The following is a 16,988-nucleotide window of genomic DNA, read 5'->3' on the forward strand; positions in this document are numbered from 1 at the left end:
TACTTCATGCAACGCGACGGAGCGGTGCTGAGCATGGTGCTGCGCATCTTTCTGCGGGTGATCGCACAAACTCTGCAGACCCACAGCCCCGGTGCGGCCCATATGGACAAGGCAGGCCTGCACATCGGTGCCATCGCCTTCATTCACCGATTCGGCTCCAGCCTCAATGAACACGTCCACTTCCACGTTTGTGTGGTGGACGGGGTGTTTGAGGAAGTGGAGGGCGAGGGCGATGCTGATGCGACCCCTCGAATCTCATCGCCGGGTGTCATCTTTCACGCGGCCACCGGCATCGATGCGGCTACCGTGGCCCCAGTGCAGACCACACTGCAAAAACGCATCCTGCGCGCCTTCGTTGCTCGGGGCCTGCTGGAGAACTGTGACGCCAAAGACATGCTGGGCTACAAACACAGCGGCTTCTCGGTGGACGCCGGTGTCTGCATCGAAGCCCACGACCGCGCTGCGCTGGAGCGGCTGCTGCGCTATTGCGCGCGTCCACCGTTTTCCATGGAGCGCCTACGCAAAGAGGGAAGCAAACTGGTGTACCGCTGTGCCAAACAGCGCAGCGAGCCCACCAGTGACAAGCGTGGTGCCAAGGCAGATGAGCTGCACCTCACACCGCTGGAACTGATCGACCGCATCGCCGCGCTGGTGCCACCGCCACGCACCCACCGGCACCGCTACTTTGGTGTGCTGGCACCAAACTCGCCGCTGAGAGCGGCGGTAACGGCGCTGGCTCAGCCTGCTGCGTCGCAACCAGCCACGGTGGAGACTGCACAACCTGGCGCGGGCGTACCTGGGGTGGCGGCGCCGGGCAACGCGGCCACACCCACACCCGAACCTGAAGCACGCCCGAAGCGAGCGGCGCATTACTTGTGGGCGGTGCTGATTGCCCGCATCTACGAGGCATTTCCGCTGCTGTGCCCCATGTGCGGTGGGCAGATGCGCATCATTGCCTTCATCACCCACAGCGCCGAAATCCGCCACATCCTGAACCACATCGGGGTGGAGTCTGCCCCCCCGCACATCACCCCGGCACGCGGGCCACCGCTGTGGGAGGGCTGCGACGCGCCGGTGGATGATGGTGCGCAAGGCGAGCCGGATTGGGATCTGGCAGCTCAACCCGACGAGGTAGACCAGCGCGTCAATTGGTGACCCAGTGAAGCGGCGGTATCCATCGCTGCGGGGAAGCAGCTGCGCGCGCGCCAGGCCCAAATGCATACTGCCTCCCAAGCTCTTGCCATTGAGCGGCAAGCGAGCGCTCAACCTTCCTTGGCCGAACGTGTTTCGAGGCCCAAAACTCGTGCCATACTTGGCCTCATGCGGTTGAATTTCCTATCCGTCTTTTCCCTCACTGGACCAGCAACACATGATCAACAAGATTGCGGATTCCGTTGCCGAGGCGCTCGCGGGCGTGCAGGACGGCGCCACCGTACTGATTGGCGGCTTTGGCACTTCGGGCAACCCCATTGAACTGATCAACGGCCTGATCGCCCAAGGCGCGCGCGACCTCACCGTGGTCAACAACAACGCCGGCAACGGCGATGCCGGCCTGGCCGCGCTGCTCAAGAGCGGGCAGGTGCGCAAGATCATCTGCAGCTTCCCGCGCCAGGTGGACAGCTATGTGTTCGACGAGCTGTACCGCAGCGGCAAGATCGAACTGGAACTGGTGCCCCAGGGCAACCTGGCCGAGCGCATGCGCGCCGCGGGCGCCGGCATCGGCGCCTTCTTCTGCCCCACGGCCTATGGCACGCAGCTGGCCGAAAGCAAGGAAACCCGCGAGATCAACGGCAAGCACTACGTGCTGGAGTACCCCATCTACGGCGATGTGGCCTTGGTCAAGGCCGAGAAGGGCGACCGCTGGGGCAACCTGACCTACCGCATGTCGGCGCGCAACTTCGGCCCCGTGTGCGCCATGGCGGCCAAGTACACCGTGGCCACCGTGCATGAACTGGTGGAGCTGGGCGAGATGGACCCCGAGGCCGTGGTCACCCCCGGCATCTACGTGAGCAAGGTCGTCCAGGTGCCGCGCGTGGCCACCCAGGCCGGTGGATTCAAGAAGTAAAGCCCGTTCAGCCCAAGGAGATACAGCGTGAGCAGCTATCAAAAACGAACCAAGGACGAACTGGCCGCACGAGTGGCCCAGGACATCTTCGACGGTGCCTATGTGAACCTGGGCATCGGCCAGCCGACCCTGGTGGCCAACCACATCCCCGCAGGCCGCGAGGTGGTGCTGCATTCCGAGAACGGCATCCTGGGCATGGGCCCCGCACCCGCCAAGGGCCAGGAGGACTATGACCTGACCAACGCCGGCAAGCAGCCCGTGACGCTGCTGCCCGGTGGCTGCTACTTCCACCATGCCGACAGCTTCGCGATGATGCGCGGCGGCCACCTGGACATCTGCGTGCTGGGCGCCTTCCAGGTGTCGGCCACGGGCGACCTGGCCAACTGGAGCACCGGCGAGCCCGGCGCCATTCCCGCCGTGGGCGGCGCCATGGACCTGGCCGTGGGCGCCAAGTCCACCTGGGTGATGATGGATCTGGTCAGCAAGACCGGCGAATGCAAGGTGGTCCAGGCCTGCAGCTACCCCCTGACGGGCCTGGCCTGCGTCAAGCGCATCTACACCGACCTGTGCACGCTGGAATGCACGCCCCAGGGCCTGCGCCTGATCGACACCGTGCCCGGCCTCTCGCACGAGGAACTGGAGCGCATCGTCGGCCTGCCGATCCAGCCCGCACAGCAATAAGTACCAAAACGGCCTCCAGCGCTTGATGGACAAGCGCTGGCAGCTCACTTTTTTGATATTCCCTTCGGAGACACCATGAGCAACGCCCGCCAAGCCTTCATCTGCGACGCGATCCGCACCCCCTTCGGCCGCTACGGCGGCGCCCTCTCCAGCGTGCGCACCGACGACCTGGGCGCGTTGCCCATCAAGGCGCTGATGGAGCGCAACCCTGGCGTGGACTGGGCAGCGGTGGATGACGTGCTGTATGGCAACGCCAACCAGGCCGGCGAGGACAACCGCAACGTGGCGCGCATGTCCAGCCTGCTGGCCGGCCTGCCCATCGACGTGCCCGGCGCCACCATCAACCGCCTGTGCGGCTCGGGCCTGGACGCCGTGGGCTCCGCCGCGCGCGCCATCAAGTCGGGCGAGGCGCGCTTGATGATCGCTGGCGGCGTCGAGTCCATGAGCCGCGCGCCCTTCGTGATGCCCAAGGCGGAAAGCGCCTTCAGCCGCAGCAACGCGGTGTACGACACCACCATCGGCTGGCGCTTCATCAACAAGCTGATGAAGGCTCAGTACGGCGTGGACTCCATGCCCGAGACGGCCGAGAACGTGGCTGACGATTTCAAGATCGAGCGCGAGGCCCAGGACCGCATGGCCCTGGCCAGCCAGCAAAAGGCCGCCGCCGCGATGGCCGCCGGCTACCTGGCCAAGGAAATCGTCAACGTCGTCATTCCCCAGAAGAAGGGCGACGCCGTCGTGGTCAGCCAGGACGAGCATCCGCGCGCCACCACGCTGGAGGCGCTGGCCAAGCTCAAGGGCGTGGTGCGCGAGGGCGGCACCGTCACGGCCGGCAACGCCAGCGGCGTGAACGACGGCGCCTGCGCGCTGCTGCTGGCCGATGAGGCGGCCGCCCAGCAATACAACCTGGTGCCCCGCGCCCGCGTGGTGGGCATGGCCGTGGCCGGCGTGGCGCCGCGCATCATGGGCTTTGGCCCCGCGCCTGCCGTGCGCAAGGTGCTGGCCCAGACCGGCCTGACGCTGGACCAGATGGACGTGATCGAGCTGAACGAAGCCTTCGCCGCACAGGGCCTGGCCGTGCTGCGCGACCTGGGTGTTGCCGATGACGACAAGCGCGTCAACCAGTGGGGCGGCGCCATCGCCCTGGGCCACCCGCTGGGGGCCTCGGGCGCGCGCCTGGCCACCACCGCCGTGAACCAGCTGCACACGCTGGGCGGCCGCTACGCGCTGTGCACCATGTGCATCGGCGTGGGCCAGGGCATCGCCGTGGTGCTGGAGCGCGTGTAAGCGCGTCGCGTGACCCGAGGAGCGAGCATGAACAAGCAAGAACGCTGGGTGGATGTGCAGGGCGGGCGCCTGCGCGTGTGCGTGCAAGGCCCCGAGGGCGCCCCGGCCCTGGTGTTTTCCAACTCCCTGGGCACCACGCTGGAGATGTGGGACGCGCAGGCCGCGCGCTTCGCCCAGGACTTCCGCGTGGTGCGCTACGACACGCGCGGCCACGGCGCGAGCGTGGTGACACCCGGCCCCTACACCTTCGAACTGCTGGGCGGCGACGTGGTCGCGCTGCTGGATGCGCTGCGGATCGAGCGTGCGCACTTCTGCGGCATCTCCATGGGCGGCTTCACGGGCCTGTGGCTGGGCGTGCACCAGCCCCAGCGCCTGCTGAGCCTGGCCGTGTGCAACAGCGCCGCCAAGATCGGCACGGCCGAAGGCTGGCAGGCCCGCGCCGCGCTGGTGCGCGAAAAGGGCCGTGACGCCATGGCGGAGCTGGCCGCATCGTCACCCGCGCGCTGGTTCACCCCAGCCTTCTGCGCGGCCGAGCCGGACGTGGTGCTGCGCGCGCAGAGCTGGATTGCCGGCATTTCCCCTGAGGGCTATGCCGCCTGCTGCGAAGCCCTGGCGCTGGCCGACCTGCGCTCGCAGGTCGGTGGCATCGACGTGCCCACGCTGATAGTGGCCGGCAGCGCCGACCCCGTGACCACCGTGGCCGACAGCCGCTTCATGCAGGCGGCCATTGCCGGTGCGCGGCTGGCCGAGGTGCCGGCTTCGCACCTGTCCAACCTGGAAGCGCCGCAGGCCTTTGACGAGGCCCTGGCGCAGTTCCTGCGCGGCTGAGACCGCGGGCGGCGATGCAGTGCGGCTTGCTGCGCTGCCCACGCCGCTTCCTTCCATTCATCCAATCCTAGAGAAAGAGGAAACAAGCATGACCAACCTTCATCACACCACCCGCCGCACGCTGCTGGCCTCCCTGGCCGTGGCCGCCGCCGGCGCGCTGCCCCTGGGCGCCCTGGCGCAGAACTTCCCCACCAAGCCCATCACCATCATCGTGCCGTTCTCGGCCGGCGGCACCACCGACATCCTGGCGCGCATCGTGGGCCAGGGCCTCACCACCGAGCTGGGCCAGTCCGTCGTGGTGGACAACAAGCCCGGAGCGGGCGGCAACATTGGCGGATCGCTGGCCGCCAAGGCCGCGGCCGACGGCTACACCCTGTTCATGGGCACGGTGGGCACGCACGCCATCAACCAGTCGCTGTACAAGAAGATGCCCTTCGACCCGGTGAAGGACTTTGCGCCGCTGTCGCGCGTGGCCACGGTGCCCAACCTGTTGGTCGCACACCCCAGCCAGCCGTTCAAGACCGTGAAGGAAATGATCGCCTATGCCAAGGCCAACCCCGGCAAGATCACGTATGGCTCGCCCGGCAGCGGCGCGTCGCCCCACGTGTCGGGCGAGCTCTTCAAGAGCATGACCGGCACCGATCTGCTGCACATCCCCTACAAGGGCAGCGCCCCCGCCATGACCGACCTGCTGGGCGGCCAGACCTCCGTCATGTTCGACAACATGCCCTCGGCCATCCAGCACGTGCGCTCGGGCAAGCTGCGCCCCATCGCCGTGACCACCGCCAAGCGCTCGCCCGAGCTGCCTGACGTGCCGACCATCGCCGAAGCCGGCGTGCCCGGCTACGAGGCAACCTCCTGGTTCGGCATGTTTGCGCCGGCCGGCACGCCCAAGCCGGTGCTGGACAAGCTGCACGCCGCGCTGATCAAGGTGCTGAACCAGGCCGACGTGAAGAAGAAGATCGCCGAGCAGGGCGGTGACGTAGTGGCCGAGACACCCGAGCAGTTCGCCGCCTTCATCAAGGCCGAAAGCGTGAAGTGGGGCAAGGTGGTGAAGGAGTCCGGCGCGACGGCCGACTGACCCTTCGCTGAGCGGTTCAGCCCCTTACCCTCCCTCACACGGCGTGTGGAGGGGTAGCGGTAATCTGCTATTGATACGAGAGCTTGTAGCGCTTGATAGGTGGGCGCTACAGGCTCTTTTGTTATGGAGCCTTGGGTGCCTGGGGCACATCGGGCGGCAGGCCGGCGCCAGCCTCCGCCGCGGCCATGCGTTCCTGGCGCTCCTTGGCCATCTGCTCCACCAGCTGGGCGCGGCCCTGCTTGGCGACGGCGATCATGGCCTCGCGGTCGTTGTGGTGCTCGTACATGCGGTTGGACAGCGCCATGTTGTGCGCGCGGAAGCGCTCGGCCAAGGTGTCGGCCTCTTGCGGCGACAGGCCGTTGAGCTCCAGCACCGTGCGTGCGGTGCGCAGGCTGGACTCGAACACCTCGCGTTCCACATGCTCCACGCCCAGATCGCGCAGCGCGTGCCAGTGCGTCACGTCGCGCGCGCGCGCCACGATCTGCAACTGGGGAAAGTGCTTCTTCGCCAGTTGCACGATCTTGAGCGACTGCTCCGGCGCGTCCACCGCCACCACCAGGATGCGCGCATGCTCGGCGCCGGCCATGCGCAGCAGGTTCACGCGCGTGGCGTCGCCATAGAACACGCGGTAGCCAAAGGTGTGGGCCACCTCCAGCATCTCCACGCTGTGGTCCAGCACCGTGGCGGGCACGCCCTGCGCCAGCATCATGCGCGCCACGATCTGCCCATAGCGCCCGAAGCCGGCAATGATCACCGGCGCCGACTGCGGCTCGGAGATCTCCTGCGCCTGCGGGGCGGTCTTCAGCGTGGCAAAGCGCTTGAGCAGCACCCGGTCCAGCAGCACCAGCAGCAGCGGGCTGATCAGCATGGACAAGGCTACCGCGCCGATCAGCAGCGACGCCATCTCGGCCGGAATCGCGCGAAAGCCCGCGCCGGCCTGGAACACCACGAAGGCGAACTCGCCGCCCTGCGCCAGCAGCAGCGTGAACACCGGCCGCTCCTGGTAGGGCATGGCGGTCACGCGCGCCAGCGTCCAGATCACCAGTGCCTTGATGCCCAGGAAGCCCAGCAGCAGCGCCAGCATGCCCCAGGGCGTGCGCAGGATCACGCTGTCGGCCACCGCAGCCTCCGCTGCCGCCCTGCTCACCAACAGCGCCGATCCCGCGAAACCACCGGCACCGGCCAGGACAAGACCGGCAGCAAAAAGGTGGTGGCGTTCAAGAAGGCCATCATCGCCGCTGGCAGCCAGGCCGTGCGCCTGCCCTTCATGCCCGACGATCCGCGCGTGGTGGACTCCACCGGCGCACTGGCGCTGCAGGGCGTGCCCCAAAAGATGCTCATCGTCGGCGGCGGCATCATCGGCCTGGAAATGGGCACGGTGTACAGCACGCTGGGCGCCCGCCTGGACGTGGTCGAGATGATGGACGGCCTGATGCAGGGCGCGGACCGCGACCTCGTCAAGGTCTGGGAGAAGATGAACAAGCACCGCTTCGACAACATCCTGCTCAAGACCAAGACCGTGGGCGCCCAGGCCACGCCCGAAGGCATCCAGGTGCAGTTCGAGGGCCTGGACGGCACGAAGAGCGAAGGCACCTACGACCTGGTGCTGCAGGCCGTGGGCCGCACCCCCAACGGCAAGAAGATCGCTGCCGACAAGGCCGGCGTGTCTGTGACGGACCGCGGTTTCATCAACGTGGACATCCAGATGCGCACCAATGTGCCGCACATCTTCGCCATCGGCGACATCGTGGGCCAGCCCATGCTGGCGCACAAGGCGGTGCACGAGGCGCATGTGGCGGCGGAAGTGATCGCCGGCGAATTGCAGGGCAACAAGGAACTGGCCAGCGCCGCCTTCAACGCCCGCGTGATCCCCAGCGTGGCCTACACCGACCCCGAAGTGGCCTGGGTGGGCCTGACCGAAGACCAGGCCAAGCAGCAGGGCATCAAGGTCAAGAAGGGCCTGTTCCCCTGGGCGGCCTCGGGCCGCGCCATTGCCAACGGCCGCGACGAAGGCGTCACCAAGCTGCTGTTCGACGACAGCCCCGAAGCAGGATCAGGAGACGGCCATGCTGGCCGGGGCCACGGCAAGATCCTGGGCGGCGGCATGGTCGGCACGCATGCGGGCGACATGATCGGCGAGATCGCCCTGGCCATCGAGATGGGTGCGGACGCTGTCGACATCGGCAAGACCATCCACCCGCATCCGACGCTGGGCGAGAGCATCGGCATGGCGGCGGAAGTGGCGCATGGCAGCTGCACGGATGTGCCGCCTGCGCGCAAGTAAGTCCGCAGCCAAGCTACCCTGACAAGGCCCGAACTGGCGACGGTTCGGGCCTTGTGCTTTGCGTACCCAAACAATCGCCGCAGAATACTGTGCATTTGTACAGTATTCATGTCAGCCACTTCCAAGCCCAAGCTCTACAACCCACGCCACCCCGAACGCACGCTGCTCTACCAAATGGTAGCCGAGCACTACGAGACCTGGCTAGAGTTGGCCAGCGCGGGTCAGTTCGACGGCCAGGGCGACCACCACACCCCCAAGCCCTTCGTGCGCAAAGCGTTTGCCAAGTATCTTGAGTGCGGCATCTTTGCCCATGGCTTTGCCCGCGCTCGCTGCGGCGACTGTGGGCACGACTACTTTGTAGCCTTCTCCTGCAAAGGCCGGGGAGTCTGCCCCTCGTGCACCACGCGGCGGATGGTGGAGACGGCGGCACACCTGAGCGACCACGTTTTCCCCCGCCTGCCGGTGCGCCAGTGGGTGCTCTCCGTGCCCAAGAGGTTGCGGTACTTCATGCAACGCGACGGAGCGGTGCTGAGCATGGTGCTGCGCATCTTTCTGCGGGTGATCGCACAAACTCTGCAGACCCACAGCCCCGGTGCGGCCCATATGGACAAGGCAGGCCTGCACATCGGTGCCATCGCCTTCATTCACCGATTCGGCTCCAGCCTCAATGAACACGTCCACTTCCACGTTTGTGTGGTGGACGGGGTGTTTGAGGAAGTGGAGGGCGAGGGCGATGCTGATGCGACCCCTCGAATCTCATCGCCGGGTGTCATCTTTCACGCGGCCACCGGCATCGATGCGGCTACCGTGGCCCCAGTGCAGACCACACTGCAAAAACGCATCCTGCGCGCCTTCGTTGCTCGGGGCCTGCTGGAGAACTGTGACGCCAAAGACATGCTGGGCTACAAACACAGCGGCTTCTCGGTGGACGCCGGTGTCTGCATCGAAGCCCACGACCGCGCTGCGCTGGAGCGGCTGCTGCGCTATTGCGCGCGTCCACCGTTTTCCATGGAGCGCCTACGCAAAGAGGGAAGCAAACTGGTGTACCGCTGTGCCAAACAGCGCAGCGAGCCCACCAGTGACAAGCGTGGTGCCAAGGCAGATGAGCTGCACCTCACACCGCTGGAACTGATCGACCGCATCGCCGCGCTGGTGCCACCGCCACGCACCCACCGGCACCGCTACTTTGGTGTGCTGGCACCAAACTCGCCGCTGAGAGCGGCGGTAACGGCGCTGGCTCAGCCTGCTGCGTCGCAACCAGCCACGGTGGAGACTGCACAACCTGGCGCGGGCGTACCTGGGGTGGCGGCGCCGGGCAACGCGGCCACACCCACACCCGAACCTGAAGCACGCCCGAAGCGAGCGGCGCATTACTTGTGGGCGGTGCTGATTGCCCGCATCTACGAGGCATTTCCGCTGCTGTGCCCCATGTGCGGTGGGCAGATGCGCATCATTGCCTTCATCACCCACAGCGCCGAAATCCGCCACATCCTGAACCACATCGGGGTGGAGTCTGCCCCCCCGCACATCACCCCGGCACGCGGGCCACCGCTGTGGGAGGGCTGCGACGCGCCGGTGGATGATGGTGCGCAAGGCGAGCCGGATTGGGATCTGGCAGCTCAACCCGACGAGGTAGACCAGCGCGTCAATTGGTGACCCAGTGAAGCGGCGGTATCCATCGCTGCGGGGAAGCAGCTGCGCGCGCGCCAGGCCCAAATGCATACTGCCTCCCAAGCTCTTGCCATTGAGCGGCAAGCGAGCGCTCAACCTTCCTTGGCCGAACGTGTTTCGAGGCCCAAAACTCGTGCCATACTTGGCCTCATGCGGTTGAATTTCCTATCCGTCCCACCTGCTGGCGAACCGGTCGCTTGCGGACCTGCTGCTGTTCGGCAGTTTCCTGATTTGGTCGCTGGCTTCGCTGGCGGCCGCCAGGCGCAGGGACCGCGCGGCCGCCACCCGCTACCCGGCCGGCACCATGGCCGGCACCCTGGGTGCGATCGTGGCAGGTGTCGTCGCCTGGGCCGCGTTCGCGTTCTGGCTGCATCAGCTGTGGCTGGGCGTGAGGCCATTCGGCTGACGTCACGCCTGCCGCCTGCTGCAGGCCGGGCTGTAGCGTTTCTTAACGAAGAATCAACTGTTCGTGGACTGAAAATCCATGGCAAGATAAAGCTCGCCTATGAGCCGGCATCCCGCACAAGTCTCCTGTCGGGCCGGTCGTCGGCACCTTTAACAAGACCGCGCGGCGCAGGCGGCGGAGCACAGGGACGCGGGCAAAGATCCGGCAGAAAATAACCTTTCAACTCTGGAGACAATCAATGAAACACCCCTTATCGGCAAGGCTGAAAAAGCAGCGGCACCTGTCCGCGCTCGCGCTTGCGCTGCTGGCCGGATGCGGCAGCAGCGGCTCGGACAATGACAGCGGAAACGGCGGCTCGCCGGCGCAGGCGTCGCTCAGGGTCACCAGCGTGTCATCGCCGCAAGGCATGGCCAGCGGCGGCGACAGCCTGATACAGGTCAGCGATGCGGCAGGCGGCGCGATCGACAACGTCGTCATCCGCCTGAACGGCAGGGATGTGTCGGCGGCGTTCAGGAAGGCGCCGAACAGCGGCGCGCTGCTGGGCACCGTAACCGGCATGAGCAACGGAGAGAACAGGATCGAGGTGCTGGACGCGGCCGATCCGTCGGTGGTGCGTGCCAGCCTTACGCTGACCAACTATCCGCTGCAGGGACCCATCCTGTACGCGCCGCAGGAGCAGCCTATCGCCTGCGAGACGCATAACTTCACGATCTACCCGGGCGGACCGAAACTGTCCGACGCGCCGGTCACGAATGCCGACTGTACCGTGCCGACCCGTGTCGACTGGGTCTATCACGACGCCAGCAAGGCCGGCACTGCGGTCTGGCAGCGCTACGACCCGGCGAATCCGCCGGCCAGCGTCGAGCAGACCACGCTGGCCGACGGCAGCAAGGTGCCCTACATCGTCCGTCTCGAGACCGGCGTGATCAACCGCGGCATCTACCAGACCGCGGTGCTGGGCGACCCGGTCGCCAATCCGAACCCGACCCCGCAAACGCCGGCGAAGTCCTGGAACGGCAAGCTGGTGTATCCGTTCGGCCAGAGCTGCGGCGGCGGCTGGTATGTGCAGGGCACGTCCATGGGACCGGTCGGCGGGTCGACCGCGTCGGCCAATGGCGTGTCGGGCGACTTCAATGTGCTGAACGACCTGCCGCTCAGGAAAGGCTACGCAGTGGCGAATTCGACGCTGAATTTCTTCGGCCAGAACTGCAATCACATCATTTCGGCCGAGACCATGATGATGGTGAAGGAACGGGTGGCGGAAAACTACGGTCCCATCCTCTACACGATGGGCTGGGGGAACTCGGGCTCGTCCATACAGCAAAGCATGATCGCCGACGTCTACCCGGGCCTCATCGACGGCTTGGTCATGTTCAACGGCTTCCCGGACAATACCAACATCGCCAGCCTGGAAGGCCGGCTTTTCTACAACTTCCAGCTCAACCACACGAAGGGCGGCACAACCGAGAACGGCACCTTTGCGCCGCTGCCCAACGCGCCGTATGACCCGACCTACGACAATGCGACGGCGGCGCGCCGCGCGGCCGATGCCAGCCTGCTCAACTGGAGCAACAGCGACATCGCCGCGGTGTCCGGCTTCACGACCTATCACAGCGTGCGCCAGCAGGCCAGCTTCTGGGCCGGACGCCTGGACTCGGTGCTGCGCACGCCGAATGCCGGCGACCGCGACAACGTGATGGCCGGCGCCGGCAACAGCTCGGTGTTCAGGGCGATCATCGGCAACGAGAGGAAATACAGCCCGGCCAATGCGGTGGCCAGCGCGCCCATGGGCACCATCCCGACGGCAGGCTACACGCCGCCGCCGGTCAGCCCGCTGCAACCGAACCCGACCGGCCTGCGGCCCAACGTCGCCGACCATAACAAGAACACGCTGGGGATCGACCCTGCCACCGGTTTTGGGCGCAGCTACAGTGCCAACGTCGGGGTCCAGTACGGGCTGAATGCGCTCAACAGCGGCCAGGTCAGCATGGCGCAGTTCATCAACCTGAACGACAAGATAGGCGGCGTCGACATCGACGGCAACCATACCGCGGCGCGCATCCAGCCCGACGTGGAAGGCCTGAAGAATGCCTATCGTTCCGGCATGATCATGTATGGCGGCGGCGGGCTGGCCCAGACCGCGATACTCAATATGGACGGTCTCAACAACGAGGCCACCGGCGCCGGCGACCTGCACCTGAAGTTTTTCCACTACATGGTGCGGGCGCGGCTGAAAGCGGCCAACGGCCACTTCGACAACCACGTGATGTGGAATGGCCAGGCCAATGTCGCGGCCTTCGTGCAGGACCCGCATGCCCACGCGGCCAGCCCGGTCCTGCCGCCGCGCCCGGCCTACAGCGGCCGGCGCGAGATCGTGCTGGAGAAAGCGTTCGACAGCATGGACCGCTGGCTGACCGCGACGGTCAACGACAAGACTTCGGCCAGCCGCGCGGCCGCGGTGGTGCGCAACAAGCCGGCCGACCTGGTCGACGGCTGCTTCGGCGCCAGCACGCCGGGCGCGGCGAACGATTTCATCGTCGAGCCGCAGACCTTCGGCGGCTTCAACACCGTGTTCCTGAAAGGGAACGGGACGGCGCAGCCGGCCGGCACGGTGAGCACCGGCGCCACGCCGTCGCGCTGCAATGCAATGTTCCCGGCGTCGTCCTATCCCCGCTTCGAAGCCGGCGAACCGTTGACGGGCAGGGTGGTGCAATGCCAGTTGAAGCCGGTCAGCGCAGAAGACTACGCAGGCTATGCGGCGCTCAATCCGGGCTGGACCGGCGCCACCCGTGACGCCGACCTGGCCAGGCTGCGGCAGGTGTTCGCAGGCGGCGTCTGCGACTACAGCAAGCCGGGCCTGGCCGAGCAACCGCTGGCCGGCACCTGGCTCAGGGTCACGGGACCGGGGCAACTGGTAGCGGGACAGCCGCTGCAGAAGTAAGCGGGTGAAGTAAGCGGGTGACCCAATCGGATGCGCCGGCCCGGCCGGCGCATCCGTCGTCGCGGACTGCAGGCCGCGAAATGGCGCCCGCAGCTTGGTAAAGGTCCGTGGATTCCCTTCCTTCAGCCTGGCACCGGGCATTAGCAGCGGAGGTCAGGCAGCCTTCCTTCGCTTGCAAGCAAAGCGCGGGAAGCGCCGGTTTGCGATGATGTAGTCCCACGCATTTTTTCAGGCAGGACTATGGCGCAGCATCCCAAACTGCAGGTCTTTCTCGACCTGGACGGCGTTTTCGCCGATTTCGACGCGCGCGTGAAGCGGCTCACCGGCAAGCATCCGGACCAGCTCGACCGCAATCACCTATGGAAGGCGATCAACCGCGACAAGCGCTTTTTTGCGGAGCTGGAACTGATCGAAGGCTGCATGCAGCTATGGGAGGCGACGCGCGACCTTGAACCGGTGTTCCTGACCGGCGCGCCATCGTCGCGCATCTTCCAGGAACAGAAACGCGAATGGGTAGCGCGCATTTTCGGACCGGAGTTCACGGTCCACGTGGTGCCGAAGAGACTCAAGCAAGACTACAGCGGACCGGGCAAGGTGCTGATCGACGACACCCCGGCCAATATCGAGCAATGGGAATCGCGCGGCGGGCACGGCATCCTGCATACCGGGGACCATGCGTCCACGGTGCGGGCACTGCAGGAACTGGCAGCGCTCTACCTCGAACAGGAAGGCAGCACGGGTTCCTGACACAGCCGGCGCATTCCGGCGCCTGCCGAAATCTCCCATCCTTGTCCTGCGGCAGCTAAAATCATGCCCCGTCAAAACATCGAAAGAGACTCCGGTGCAGGGAATCAAGAGAAAGCTGGTGTACGTCACGGTCTTCGAGGCGATCGCCATATCGGTCTGCACCGTGGGTTTTGCGATGCTGTCCGGCAAAAGCCTGGCCCATGCCGGCGCATTGTCGGTCGTGACATCGGCCATCGCCATCATGTGGAATTTTCTTTTCACGAATTTGTTCGAGGCATGGGAAGCGCGGCAGGCGACTGGCGGTCGCAGCATCGGGCGCCGCGTCGCCCATGCGGTGTGCTTCGAGGCGGGCCTGCTGCTGATCATTGTCCCGCTCACCGCGGCATGGCTCGATATCACGCTCGCCAGCGCGCTCGTGCTCAATATCGGCCTCGCCGGGTTCTTCCTGGTATATACCTTCGCGTTCAACTGGAGTTTCGACCGGCTCTTCGGCCTGCCCGCATCCGCCCGGAAATGAGCCGAGGGCAAGTCCATGCTCGTCGAAAAAAAGCAAACCGGTGGCCCGGTCACGGCGCCTAGTACAATCTCCGCTTCATAAATACGTGAACCAGTGAGAAACCGCGTGGTTCCTTCGTAGTGGACATATTGATTATACCAGCGGGATCAACCGTTTTTTGAACTGAATTTTGAACCGGGTTTGCAACCGGGTTTTCAACCGAATTTTCAACCATGCCGCAGCCCCCTCAACAACGCCATCCCCACACGGGTGATGAACATCAACACGAATCCCAGCGCCAGCGCTTGCAGCAACAGAATGGCCGTGCGCGGGCTGCTCGGCCGGTCGGTCGGCACCGGTTGCGCAATGATCGACAGGTACCGCTGCAAGCGCAGTGCATCCGTCATGGCCTGCTGATACGACTGCTGCGCCAAGGTCAGGTTCGAATCGGCGAAGGCCTGGGTATTTCTCAGCGCCTCGTAGGACTTGAGCTGCTTGGCTTCGGTGTTGCCCTGGCCGCTCAGGCGACGGCGCACCGACTCGATCCGCTTCTTCAAGGCCACCACCTGCATCTGGGCGGGCTTCAGCATGAAATGGTCTTTGTTGCCCAGCGCGCGGATCTTGTCCAGATTGATCTGCGCGCTGCTCAACTCGGTCTCAAGCTGGCTGGACAGGTTCAGCAGCATCGACACCGTGGCGGTCGGGTCGATATTGCCGTGCGTGGTGCGCCACGCCGTCAGCGCCTCGCGAGCGGCAAGCGCCTTTTGCTCGGCCAGCCGGACCGATTCTTCGCTGACCTTGAGCTTGTCGGCCACGCCTTTCTTGTTCATCGAACTGACGAATTCCTCGGCCAGCCCGATCAGCGCGCGGGACAAGGTGGCGGCGTCGTCGGGTGAATACGCGCTGACGCGCAAGACGTCGATCTGCTCAAGCGCATTGAACGACACGTGCACCGCCCGTTGATAGGCACGGTAAAGATCATCATTGCTTGAGTCTTCGGAAAGATGGTTCAGCTGGCCGCGGCCCGGTGGCTCAGCGGGCGCCGCTGATGTCCATGTCCTGCAGCTGGATGAAGCGCGTGCCCTTGCCCAGCTTGTAGCCCCACCAGATCGCCAGGAACAGCGGGATGCCGATGTAGGTGGCGATCACGCCGGTCCAGTCGATGGTCTCGGCCAGGAAGGCCTGGTAGTTCTGGCCCAGGGTGATGATCAGGCACAGCGCGAACGCGAAGATGGGCCCGATGGGGAAGGCCGCGGCGCGGTAGGGCAGCTGGTGCGTGTCAAAGCCCTGCACCTCGCAGGCGCGGCGGAAGCGGTAGTGGCTGATGGCAATCCCCAGCCAGGCGATGAAGCCGCACATGCCTGACAGGTTCAGCAGCCAGATGTAGACCGACTCGGGGCTGAACACATTGGTGAAGAAGCACAGGGCCGCGATCACGGTGGTGGCGATCAGCGCCATGATGGGCACGCCGCGCGCATTCACGCGGGCGAAGATCTTGGGCGCCATGTTCTGCTGCGCCAGGGCGTACAGCATGCGCGTGGAGGCGTACATGCCGGAGTTGCCGGCCGACAGCACCGAGGTCAGCACCACGGCATTCATCACCGCCGCCGCGCCCAGCAGGCCGGCGTGCTCGAACACCAGGGTGAAGGGGCTGACGCTGATGTCGCCCAGGTCGTTGCGCAGCAGCTGCGGGTCGGTGTAGGGGATCAGTAGGCCGATGATCAGGATGGAGAAGACGTAGAACAGCAGGATGCGCCAGAACACCTTGCGCACTGCGCGGGGCACGTTCTGGGCGGGGTTCTCGGACTCGCCGGCGGCAATGCCGATCAGCTCCGTGCCCTGGAAGGAGAAGCCCACGATCATGGCCACGCCGATCAGCGCCGCAAAACCACCGGCAAACGGCGCGTCACCGGCCGTGAAGTTGGCGATGTTGCCCCACAGGCCGTCGGGGGCGCCGCCGGTCAGGATGCCGAAGACCATCAGCAGGCCCACGCCGATGAAGACCAGCACGGTCACCACCTTGATGGCGGCAAACCAGAACTCGGATTCGCCGAAGCCCTTGGACGACAGCGAGTTCAGGCCGAACATCAGCGCCAGGAAGATTGCGCTCCACAGCAGGCCGTTGACGCCGGGGAACCAGTAGGCCATCACCAGCTGCGCGGCCACCAGGTCCACGGCAATCGTCACCGCCCAGTTGTACCAGTAGTTCCAGCCCAGGGCGAAGCCGAAGCATCCAGATGCGCACCAACGTGCCGCACATCTTCGCCATCGGCGACATCGTGGGCCAGCCCATGCTGGCGCACAAGGCGGTGCACGAGGCGCACGTGGCGGCCGAGGTCATCGCCGGCGAACTGCAGGGCAACAAGGAACTGGCAAGCGCCGCCTTCAACGCCCGCGTGATCCCGAGCGTGGCCTATACCGACCCCGAAGTGGCCTGGGTGGGCCTGACCGAGGACCAGGCCAAGGCGCAGGGCATCAAGGTCAAGAAAGGCCTGTTCCCC

The 16,988-nt window shown here is 65.7% G+C and carries 12 protein-coding genes and 4 pseudogenes; 13 read left to right on the plus strand and 3 right to left on the minus strand.

Going from position 1 to position 16,988, the window contains the following annotated elements:
* From Q9R47_RS23740 to Q9R47_RS23765, 6 genes are all read left to right on the plus strand, one after another.
* Positions 1 to 1,155 (plus strand): IS91-like element ISPps1 family transposase (locus Q9R47_RS23740; protein ID WP_311235578.1); only part of this gene is annotated, 1,155 nt, incomplete at its 5' end.
* Between the two features lie 214 nt (positions 1,156 to 1,369).
* Positions 1,370 to 2,065, plus strand: coding sequence for a 3-oxoacid CoA-transferase subunit A (locus Q9R47_RS23745; protein WP_187723857.1), 696 nt, complete (start codon positions 1,370 to 1,372; stop codon positions 2,063 to 2,065).
* A gap of 27 nt (positions 2,066 to 2,092) precedes the next feature.
* Complete coding sequence (locus tag Q9R47_RS23750; RefSeq protein ID WP_088888401.1) at positions 2,093 to 2,746, plus strand: 3-oxoacid CoA-transferase subunit B; 654 nt, start codon at positions 2,093 to 2,095, stop codon at positions 2,744 to 2,746.
* Positions 2,747 to 2,821: 75 nt separating this feature from the next.
* On the plus strand, positions 2,822 to 4,033 hold the full coding sequence (gene pcaF / locus Q9R47_RS23755; RefSeq protein WP_015914173.1) for a 3-oxoadipyl-CoA thiolase: 1,212 nt from the start codon (positions 2,822 to 2,824) through the stop codon (positions 4,031 to 4,033).
* A 27-nt stretch (positions 4,034 to 4,060) separates the two neighbouring features.
* Positions 4,061 to 4,861: a 3-oxoadipate enol-lactonase gene (gene pcaD, locus Q9R47_RS23760; RefSeq protein ID WP_135149213.1), complete on the plus strand. Its 801-nt coding sequence runs from the start codon at positions 4,061 to 4,063 to the stop codon at positions 4,859 to 4,861.
* A gap of 88 nt (positions 4,862 to 4,949) precedes the next feature.
* Positions 4,950 to 5,942 carry a tripartite tricarboxylate transporter substrate binding protein gene (locus Q9R47_RS23765; protein ID WP_187723858.1) on the plus strand — a complete coding sequence of 331 codons (993 nt, stop codon included), beginning with the start codon at positions 4,950 to 4,952 and terminating at the stop codon, positions 5,940 to 5,942.
* A gap of 121 nt (positions 5,943 to 6,063) precedes the next feature.
* Here the strand turns inward: Q9R47_RS23765 and Q9R47_RS23770 are convergent.
* Positions 6,064 to 7,053, minus strand: a pseudogene (locus tag Q9R47_RS23770) (NAD-binding protein); the annotation flags it as partial.
* Between Q9R47_RS23770 and Q9R47_RS23775 the strand changes: the two are divergent.
* The 6 genes from Q9R47_RS23775 to Q9R47_RS23800 all read left to right on the plus strand — a co-directional run bounded on the left by Q9R47_RS23775 (position 6,943) and on the right by Q9R47_RS23800 (position 14,508).
* Positions 6,943 to 8,226, plus strand: a complete 1,284-nt coding sequence (locus tag Q9R47_RS23775; protein WP_226858768.1) for an NAD(P)/FAD-dependent oxidoreductase — start codon at positions 6,943 to 6,945, stop codon at positions 8,224 to 8,226. The pseudogene Q9R47_RS23770 and the gene Q9R47_RS23775 sit on opposite strands and share 111 nt — an antisense overlap.
* 108 nt (positions 8,227 to 8,334) lie before the next feature.
* A complete protein-coding gene (locus tag Q9R47_RS23780) occupies positions 8,335 to 9,882 on the plus strand; it encodes an IS91-like element ISPps1 family transposase (RefSeq protein WP_011117152.1) in 1,548 nt (515 codons plus the stop codon).
* Between the two features lie 196 nt (positions 9,883 to 10,078).
* Entirely contained in the window at positions 10,079 to 10,303 is a 225-nt protein-coding gene (locus Q9R47_RS23785) for an NnrU family protein (RefSeq protein WP_226858770.1), read from the plus strand.
* A 238-nt stretch (positions 10,304 to 10,541) separates the two neighbouring features.
* Positions 10,542 to 13,244, plus strand: a complete 2,703-nt coding sequence (locus Q9R47_RS23790; RefSeq protein WP_311235579.1) for a DUF6351 family protein — start codon at positions 10,542 to 10,544, stop codon at positions 13,242 to 13,244.
* Between the two features lie 240 nt (positions 13,245 to 13,484).
* On the plus strand, positions 13,485 to 13,991 hold the full coding sequence (locus Q9R47_RS23795) for a 5' nucleotidase, NT5C type (protein WP_187723861.1): 507 nt from the start codon (positions 13,485 to 13,487) through the stop codon (positions 13,989 to 13,991).
* A 94-nt stretch (positions 13,992 to 14,085) separates the two neighbouring features.
* The gene (locus tag Q9R47_RS23800) at positions 14,086 to 14,508 is read left to right on the plus strand and encodes a PACE efflux transporter (protein ID WP_187723862.1); all 423 of its coding nucleotides are present in this window, start codon (positions 14,086 to 14,088) and stop codon (positions 14,506 to 14,508) included.
* A 206-nt stretch (positions 14,509 to 14,714) separates the two neighbouring features.
* Here the strand turns inward: Q9R47_RS23800 and Q9R47_RS23805 are convergent.
* Both Q9R47_RS23805 and Q9R47_RS23810 read right to left on the minus strand, forming a co-directional pair.
* Positions 14,715 to 15,512, minus strand: a pseudogene (locus Q9R47_RS23805) (sugar ABC transporter); the annotation flags it as partial.
* 7 nt (positions 15,513 to 15,519) lie between these two features.
* A pseudogene (locus Q9R47_RS23810) lies at positions 15,520 to 16,716 on the minus strand (amino acid permease); the annotation flags it as partial.
* Positions 16,717 to 16,718: 2 nt separating this feature from the next.
* Here Q9R47_RS23810 and Q9R47_RS23815 point away from each other — a divergent pair.
* Positions 16,719 to 16,988, plus strand: a pseudogene (locus Q9R47_RS23815) (FAD-dependent oxidoreductase); the annotation flags it as partial.

Source organism: Acidovorax sp. PRC11, from assembly GCF_031844105.1.
Classification (GTDB): Bacteria; Pseudomonadota; Gammaproteobacteria; order Burkholderiales; family Burkholderiaceae_C; genus Paracidovorax.

What these genes read in the sequence shown, in the direction of transcription:
- Q9R47_RS23745 (WP_187723857.1), top strand. Translation starts at nt 1,370, where the DNA reads ATGATCAACAAGATTGCGGATTCCGTTGCCGAGGCGCTCGCGGGCGTG.
- pcaF (WP_015914173.1), top strand. Translation starts at nt 2,822, where the DNA reads ATGAGCAACGCCCGCCAAGCCTTCATCTGCGACGCGATCCGCACCCCC.
- pcaD (WP_135149213.1), top strand. Translation starts at nt 4,061, where the DNA reads ATGAACAAGCAAGAACGCTGGGTGGATGTGCAGGGCGGGCGCCTGCGC.
- Q9R47_RS23765 (WP_187723858.1), top strand. Translation starts at nt 4,950, where the DNA reads ATGACCAACCTTCATCACACCACCCGCCGCACGCTGCTGGCCTCCCTG.
- Q9R47_RS23780 (WP_011117152.1), top strand. Translation starts at nt 8,335, where the DNA reads ATGTCAGCCACTTCCAAGCCCAAGCTCTACAACCCACGCCACCCCGAA.
- Q9R47_RS23790 (WP_311235579.1), top strand. Translation starts at nt 10,542, where the DNA reads ATGAAACACCCCTTATCGGCAAGGCTGAAAAAGCAGCGGCACCTGTCC.
- Q9R47_RS23795 (WP_187723861.1), top strand. Translation starts at nt 13,485, where the DNA reads ATGGCGCAGCATCCCAAACTGCAGGTCTTTCTCGACCTGGACGGCGTT.